The sequence below is a fragment of the Gordonia sp. AC31 genome (assembly GCF_031844505.1).
Taxonomy (GTDB): domain Bacteria; phylum Actinomycetota; class Actinomycetes; order Mycobacteriales; family Mycobacteriaceae; genus Gordonia; species Gordonia hongkongensis.
Window position 1 is genome coordinate 42,848 of record NZ_JAUZVK010000027.1, and the last position, 6,888, is coordinate 49,735.

The window sequence follows — 6,888 nt, forward strand, 5'->3', positions numbered from 1 at the left end:
GACGCTACTGGCCTGTCGCTGCGGCGGTGTCGCGTAGCAGCTCGGCGAGTTGGGTGCGGGCTCGGTTGAGTCGGGATTTGACTGTCTGAACACCGACGCCCTGGTGGGCGGCGATGTCGGCGTAGGTGAGATCGCCGAATTCACGCAGCACCACGGCTTCTCGGAAGTCCTCGGGTAGCTGTGCCAGAGCTTCGCGTACCGCGTCGCGCAGCGCGATCTGGTCATCAAACGCTGACTGGTGGGTGTCGTCGACGAGTTGGATCGGCTGGTCGGGGTCGGTGAAGTCGGTGATGGTGGTGTTGGCTTTGCGGCGCCGCACGACCATCAGGGCGTTGTTCGCGGCCACTCGGTGCAGCCAGGTGCTGAACTTCGACTCACCGCGGAACTTGTGCAGGTTCTGCCACGCCGCGACGAGGGTGTTCTGCAGGGCGTCCTCGGCGTCGTGGGGATTGGAACAGATGTTGAGGCACACCGCCCACACGTGCGTGCGGTGTGCGCCGACGAGCTCGGCGAAGGCGTGCTGGTCGCCGTTACGTGCTTGCAGCAGCAGACGTGCTTCGTCCATCAACTCCCCCAACCCGGTTCTCAGATGTCGTCGTGCGTGTCGTGGGCACCAGGGTGCGGGTCCTCGACACCGGCGTCGTCGAGGTCGACACTCGCGCTGTCCTCCTCGGCGGGCGGGAGCCTTCCCTCCTCGGCGGCGTCTTGGGCGGCGTGAGCCATCGGCGGATCAGCCGGCGCCTCGGGCGGGCCGTCGGGGTTGTCGTCGCCCAGGTCGATGTCCTCATCGAGGTCGGCCGGCGGGGTGTCGTCCATGTCGGGGACGGTGTCGGGGTCGGCGACGGCGTCGGGGTCGAAGGCGGCCTGCAACGCGTTGTCCCACACTCCCGGCGGCAGATCGGCGGCGAGGGTGGCGGGGTCGATGCCGAGTGACGCCAGAACCGGCGACGGTTCGTCCTCCTGCATGTGTTGACCTCCGTTTCTGGTGAGGTGGTCGCCGACGAAGGTCGCCGTCGGCCCGGTCACCAGGTGAGATGTTACGGCCCACCCCTGGTGTTCCCGACCCGGTCCCGACAGCTGTGATGTAATCCTCCTCGCCAGACAGACGCGGATTCGGGGTCGCGGCGATCGTGGGCGGGAACATTCCTCATTCCTGGTGGCAACAGATTCCCGACACGCTCACAGACCGAGTTCGAGAGGACCCACCATGTCCGGTACCCCCAGCAGCGACGCCCCCATCATCAGCCCCGACGAGCCCTACAACCCTGACGCCACCCCCGCCGATGCGCCCACGCCCGCCCCGGATGCCGCCGACGGCCCGGCCGGCGAGGTGGTGCACACCACCGACGACGCCGGCAACGCCATCGACGTGCACTACGACGAAGCCGGCGAGGTGGTCCTGATCGAGGCCGACACCGATGGTGACGGCCAGGTCGACACCGCAGCGGCACCGACCGCCGACGGCGGAGCCGTCATCGCCAGCGACCTCGACAGCGACGGCGTGGTTGACGAAGTCGCCCACCTCGACGCCGATGGGGACCTCACCCAGGTCGATTCCTACGAAGACGGGCAACTGGTCACCCAGACCCTCGACACCGACGCCGACGGAGCACCCGACACCGTGCTGACCGACACCGACCGCGACGGCGCACCCGACACCCTGCTCGTCGACACCAACGCCGACGGGGCCATCGACGCCGTCGCTGTCGACACCGACGGCGACGGGCAATTCGACGCCGTCGCGCTCGACACCGACTTCGACGGCCAGGCCGACGTCTACGGCCAGGACACCGACGGTGACGGCGAGCTCGACCTCTACAGCGACGACACCGGCACCTACAGCGACACCCCGGACGCCCCCGAAGACACCACCCCCGGCGGCCACGACAGCGACGCCCTCGTCTGACCCCCGCCCGAGGTCACCGACGTCGAATGCCCGACCCCCAGCTGGGGGTCGGGCATCGCTGTGCATGGGCTTGACCGCCTCGGCGTCAGAATCCGCGGAAGATGCCGTCGGTGTCGGCGGCGCCGACGAACTCGGCGAAGTCCATGTGGGCCAGGGCGAGGTTGTTCTCGATCGACCACATCGCAGCGGGCACGACCCGCACGCTCCGATTCGAAGTGTCCTCGCCGTCAAGATTGATGGCCAGGATCGGGTGGTCGGGGTGGAACAGGGTCTGGGTATCGCACAGGAACACGTAGAACGGCGGCGGCTCCCCGATCGCGTTCACGAGCTCGTCGACGGTGATGTTGTCGTAGGTGGGGTCATCGACCTGGGTGAGATCGGCAGTGAACCCGTCGACAGGATCGGGGGCCAGCGCCGCATTCGCCACCGTCGTCCACGCCTCGAGATCGCTGAAATCACCGCGGATCAACAGTGACAGGCCTGACAGATGGTCGGCGTCGAGCGGCCCAAACACCGACGGTGCATCCTCGATCGTCACGGCGGATTCGATGCGCTCTCGCACCTCGGCGTCCTCGGACGGGCCACGAGACCCGGGCGGCGTGTAGCGGATGACTTCGAGGCCGGCCGACTCAGGGATGGGCCAGATGTCGACACGCACCTGCAGGACGGGATCTTCGGGTCTCCGGTCCCGGCAGGACATGCGGACCATGTTCCAACCGGCGGCAATCGATGCCAGCACATCGCCAACGATGCTGTCATGTTCGTCCCCCCACACCAGCGGTTGCATCGTCACAGGTAGGTAGCCGAATTCGGCGCCGCCTTGCTCGACGTTGGCCCAGCCCTCGTCGGCAGGCATGAGCGACGGCTCTGCGTCGTGGGTTTCGAGATCGACGACCAGCGGAGCCGGCCCATCAGGGATCAGGAACGTCAACTCGGGAAGCCGCGGTGGGTTGAATCCTGGCTTACCAGGTTCGTAGCTGAGCGTGTAGTCCTTGGTGTCCTGGATGCCGATGCCCAATCGATGTGGGCCAGCATTCCAGGTTTGATACTGCCCGGGCTCGAAAGATGCGAATCCGCCTGTGATGGCGATGAATCCAGTTCCTCGGTGTTCGTACTGCACCTGCGCCACAACCACTCCTCGTTGCTGTTGACCCCCACAGCACGCTCTTCTAACGGCTGCCCCAGCCGCCACCCTAGGGCCGAACTGGCCGTGATCGCGCCGACGACACACCCGCCCAGCTGGCTGGCGTCAACGGGAGTCGTGCAGCCGGGAACATTCCCGGTGCCGCAGCGCACCCAATCCTCAGTTGCTCACGCAGAGCACATTTCTCGCCCCGATGAACGAGGCGGGACTGCCAGCACAAGGCGCGGCGATTCGCTGCGACAGGACCAGAGGACACTCCGATGAACAAGACCGTCATGACCATTGCCGTTGCCGCCGTGTCGATGGGCGCCGTCGCGAGCGGGTTCGCCGCCGGCACCGCCGAGGCCCAGCCGGGGCACCAGCGCAGCTGGGTCACCGACGACGGCTGGAAGGCCTCGATCGCCTCCACCCACGAGAAAGTGCAGAAAGTCGCCCCGCTGTCCTCGGTGCCGACGTCGCGGGAAGCGTTCATGTCGATGCGGGCGGTGTCCACGCTGACACCGCCGGCCGGGCAGGCCGGCGCACCGATCACCGGTGAACTCGAAGCCGGGTACATGATCGGATGCGCGGTGCAGCTGGAATCGGTGACCGGCAGTGTCGGGGCGAGCCTGGGCATCGGCGGTAGCGGCGGCGGCGGTGTCAGCGCGGCCGGCCCCAGCGGCAACCTGTCGATCAGTCCGCAGGCCCTCCTGCAGCCGAGCCTGTCGGTGACGATGTCACCGGGCAAGATCACCACCGTCACCTTCGACAAGAAGGCCGTCGGTGCCGGACGTGCGTCGACGACCACCCGCGAAGGCCACATCAGCATCGACGGATGCGCGGGCCCGGTCGCGGTCCGCTCCTACGCCATCCTCAAGACCAGCACCCCGAAAGCCAACGACGGCAACGCTGTCTACGGCCGCGTCGTCTACCTGTAGGCGTCGATCGGACCGGAATGTGCTGCCCGAGGGAACATTCCACCACCCCGGGAGCAACCCATCTGTGGACGCACCACCGGCGGTGCGCCGCGCACGGTCTGCGACCTCAGACGTGCACACCACCGAGGTCCAGCCGAAGAGCTGGCATGACGAAAGGAACACTCAGATGCGAGTAGGTAAGACGCGAGTGCGTAAGACGATCGGGTCCACCGTGGCGGCCGTCGCGGCGGCCAGTGCACTATCGCTGCTGGGCGGCGGACTGGCCTCGGCCGCCCCGATCGAGCTGCAGCACGGCGAGGACGGGCTGACGACCTACGACTTCGGTGTCGACGGCCAGGACGTCATCGTCGGCGGAATGCACATTCTCGAGTTCTGACCCAGCTCGGCTGAGCTGAAATGACTGCGGGTGGACGTTCAACGGCCACCCGCAGTCTTCGTTCAGTCGGTCGTCACCGACCAGTGTCCTGCATCCGGGTGCCGGGACGGCAGCGCCGAACCGAGACGGGCTGCAGCGTCGGCGAGGATCGGCCACGGCTCGACGAGCTCGCCCTGCCAGCATGACCACGGCACCGGCCCGGGCCCGAGAACATCGCCGAGCAACGGGTGGCGGCTACGCGCAAATGCTGTCGGCGGCCTTCTCCACCGCGGCCACCAGGTCCCATCTGGTCACGTCGGCGACGTAACTGGGCAGCTCGGCCGTAGCCTCTGCGACGGCGTCGACCGAGCTGGGTTCGGTGGCCACAAGGTCGGCGGCACGCGCAGCAATCACCTGCGGGCGCGGCTCAATGGCCGCACCGTCAGGGTGGATTGTTGGGTAGCTCAGCGGCGTCGGATGTTGATCGTGCGGACCCACGCCAGAAGGGTATCGACTAGCAACGACAGACCGAGCCGCTAGTCGAGGATCTTGCGGAGGGTCCTGGTCGCTTGTTTGCGGACCTCGCTGTCGGGGTCGTCGAGGTAGTGCTCGATAACTGGACGCAGACCGGCCGGGAGCGGCTTGTACTGCCGGATGAATTTGATTCCCAGTGCCCGAACGGTTTCGTCGTCGATCTGCTCGACAACGATCTGCAGCCCCTCGGGGGTGCCTTGGGTGATCAGCCATTCCAGTAGCGCGGCCCGGCCCGAGCCCAACGACCGATCAGATGCCAGTGCGGCGATGCGGTCGAAGTCGCTGGGCACCGCGAGGTAGCGCAGTGCGTTCGCCGCCGCATCCAGGGTTCCCGGGCTTTGCTGCGGCTCGCGATAGAACTCGCTCATGAGCAGCGGCACGGCCTCGGTTCCCATCGCGTCGATCGTGGTCAGTGCCCGATAGATGCTGCTGCGGAAGCGATCAAGGTCGAAGGGGTCGGTCAGCGGCACGCGGTGCTCGGCGTGCTTGAGCCAGTCGATGAGCACAGGTATGACGCTGGGGTAGCGCCGGTTGGTGTTGACCAGTCCCGACACGCTGGTGATTGTGAGGCCGTCCCGCCGGGCGGCCTTGGCGATGTCCTTGCCGAGGATGTCGTGGGCGGCCCGCCACTGCGGCGTAACAGGCATCGCTAGTCAGATCCCATCCGTGTCAAGGTAGTGCTCCACTGCGTAGCGCCCCACGGTCTACCAACCGCAGCCGATACTCCCGACGAACCGAACAGCACCCACCCAGGAGACCACAGATGGCTGACCCCGCGTTCACCACTCTCACCGAACCCGCCTTCGAGAGCGACCCCGACGGCGGGTTCCCCGTCTACGACATCGTGTTTGAAGACAGGGACGGCCGGTTGTGGGAAGACCCGGGCCACACGTCCGAAGACTCCCGGGTCGATCCGGCCAGCTGGGCGGCCCAGCATTCGGTTCCCGCGGGCCGGATCGGACCGGTCGGTCCGGGGATCGCTCCGCAGCAGTGGCCGCGCGATCCCACGACGGGGATGCCGATGATGCACGTCATCACCCTGTGGCTCCCCGAGCATTTCCGTCGACGCGGCCCGGACCTCCCAGGGATAGCGCTGTTTTAAGGAGCAGGCGAGGCATTCATGCCGCTACCCGACAACCCCGATCCGGCCGATCCGTTCGTCATCGACCTGCACCACCATCGCCCCCACCCGATCCTCCTCACCGACATACTCGATCTCTACTTCGCAGCGATCTGGCTCACCGCCGATGAACTCACCCAGATCGGCTCACCACCGGAAGACCGCCGACGTCCCGGAGAACACAACCACGACGGACTACCCCGCCATGCGTGGAACCACGACGACCCGCCGATGCTCGTGCGTCTCACGCCGCGCCGCAACGACCCCAACGCCGGCATCGCCCCCGTCGAACGTGACACCACCACAGACACTCCGTACCTCAGCACGTGGGGCGACGGCGACCACCACGATTGGGCCAACAGACTCCAATGGTTCAATCACCTCGGCGGCACAATCTTTCCCTCCCAGTGGATTCCCGACGGACTCACCCCGTACTACCTCGACCTGATCGAACTTCCCGGGATGAACATCGGCACCGGCACCCTCCAGTACGACCTCGAATCGAACGTATTCGACTGGGCCTGTATGTAACTGACGTTTCAGACTCACAGAATACCGTCGAATATTAGGCCTACCCAGATGCAATCGGCCGCCAGGCCGAAAGTCAACCCCGCCCAGAACGCGATCTTTTCTGCCGGTTTAGCACCAGCGATAGCGGCAACGAGGATGCCGAAAGCAACGAGTCCCACTGGGAATACGACCACGATGAGGTAGTCCGGGAGCAGGAGGGAGTATCAGATTAACGGTGTAAGTGGCGTTTTCGGTTAGTTGTCCTCGCTGGCCGGCATGCGGTCGGCGAAGGTGATGGCGAATGCGTTGAGTGCTGGTTTCCACCGCATTGTCCATCGTTTCTGTCCGGTGCCGGTCGGGTCGAGCGACCGGGTCACCAGGTACAGGCACTTTAGCGCCGAT

General features: G+C 66.2%; 10 protein-coding genes and 1 pseudogene. 5 read left to right on the plus strand and 6 right to left on the minus strand.

What is annotated here, in order from left to right; all coding sequences use genetic code 11:
- Positions 1-4 precede the first annotated feature (4 nt).
- Positions 5-565 (minus strand): sigma-70 family RNA polymerase sigma factor, encoded by a 561-nt coding sequence (locus tag Q9R39_RS21825; protein ID WP_311278241.1) that lies wholly within the window; start codon positions 563-565, stop codon positions 5-7.
- Positions 566-585: 20 nt separating this feature from the next.
- Positions 586-966 carry a hypothetical protein gene (locus Q9R39_RS21830; RefSeq protein ID WP_311278242.1) on the minus strand — a complete coding sequence of 127 codons (381 nt, stop codon included), beginning with the start codon at positions 964-966 and terminating at the stop codon, positions 586-588.
- A gap of 241 nt (positions 967-1,207) precedes the next feature.
- Here Q9R39_RS21830 and Q9R39_RS21835 point away from each other — a divergent pair, with 241 nt between their 5' ends.
- Positions 1,208-1,906 carry a hypothetical protein gene (locus Q9R39_RS21835; RefSeq protein WP_311278243.1) on the plus strand — a complete coding sequence of 233 codons (699 nt, stop codon included), beginning with the start codon at positions 1,208-1,210 and terminating at the stop codon, positions 1,904-1,906.
- Positions 1,907-1,991: 85 nt separating this feature from the next.
- Here Q9R39_RS21835 and Q9R39_RS21840 read toward each other — a convergent pair whose 3' ends face one another.
- Positions 1,992-3,035 carry a DUF6924 domain-containing protein gene (locus tag Q9R39_RS21840; protein ID WP_311278244.1) on the minus strand — a complete coding sequence of 348 codons (1,044 nt, stop codon included), beginning with the start codon at positions 3,033-3,035 and terminating at the stop codon, positions 1,992-1,994.
- Between the two features lie 275 nt (positions 3,036-3,310).
- On the opposite strand from Q9R39_RS21840, the gene Q9R39_RS21845 reads away from it, so the two are divergent.
- Complete coding sequence (locus Q9R39_RS21845) at positions 3,311-3,967, plus strand: MspA family porin (protein WP_311278245.1); 657 nt, start codon at positions 3,311-3,313, stop codon at positions 3,965-3,967.
- 166 nt (positions 3,968-4,133) lie between these two features.
- Complete coding sequence (locus Q9R39_RS21850) at positions 4,134-4,343, plus strand: hypothetical protein (RefSeq protein ID WP_311278246.1); 210 nt, start codon at positions 4,134-4,136, stop codon at positions 4,341-4,343.
- Between the two features lie 234 nt (positions 4,344-4,577).
- On the opposite strand, the gene Q9R39_RS21855 is transcribed toward Q9R39_RS21850, so the two are convergent.
- Complete coding sequence (locus Q9R39_RS21855) at positions 4,578-4,820, minus strand: hypothetical protein (protein ID WP_311278247.1); 243 nt, start codon at positions 4,818-4,820, stop codon at positions 4,578-4,580.
- Between the two features lie 38 nt (positions 4,821-4,858).
- A complete protein-coding gene (locus Q9R39_RS21860) occupies positions 4,859-5,503 on the minus strand; it encodes a hypothetical protein (RefSeq protein WP_311278248.1) in 645 nt (214 codons plus the stop codon).
- Between the two features lie 116 nt (positions 5,504-5,619).
- Here Q9R39_RS21860 and Q9R39_RS21865 point away from each other — a divergent pair, with 116 nt between their 5' ends.
- Together Q9R39_RS21865 and Q9R39_RS21870 are read left to right on the plus strand one after the other, a co-directional pair.
- On the plus strand, positions 5,620-5,958 hold the full coding sequence (locus Q9R39_RS21865) for a hypothetical protein (protein WP_311278249.1): 339 nt from the start codon (positions 5,620-5,622) through the stop codon (positions 5,956-5,958).
- A gap of 18 nt (positions 5,959-5,976) precedes the next feature.
- Positions 5,977-6,507 carry a hypothetical protein gene (locus tag Q9R39_RS21870; RefSeq protein ID WP_311278250.1) on the plus strand — a complete coding sequence of 177 codons (531 nt, stop codon included), beginning with the start codon at positions 5,977-5,979 and terminating at the stop codon, positions 6,505-6,507.
- Positions 6,508-6,740: 233 nt separating this feature from the next.
- Here Q9R39_RS21870 and Q9R39_RS21875 read toward each other — a convergent pair.
- Positions 6,741-6,888 (minus strand): annotated as a pseudogene (locus Q9R39_RS21875) (IS256 family transposase); the annotation flags it as partial.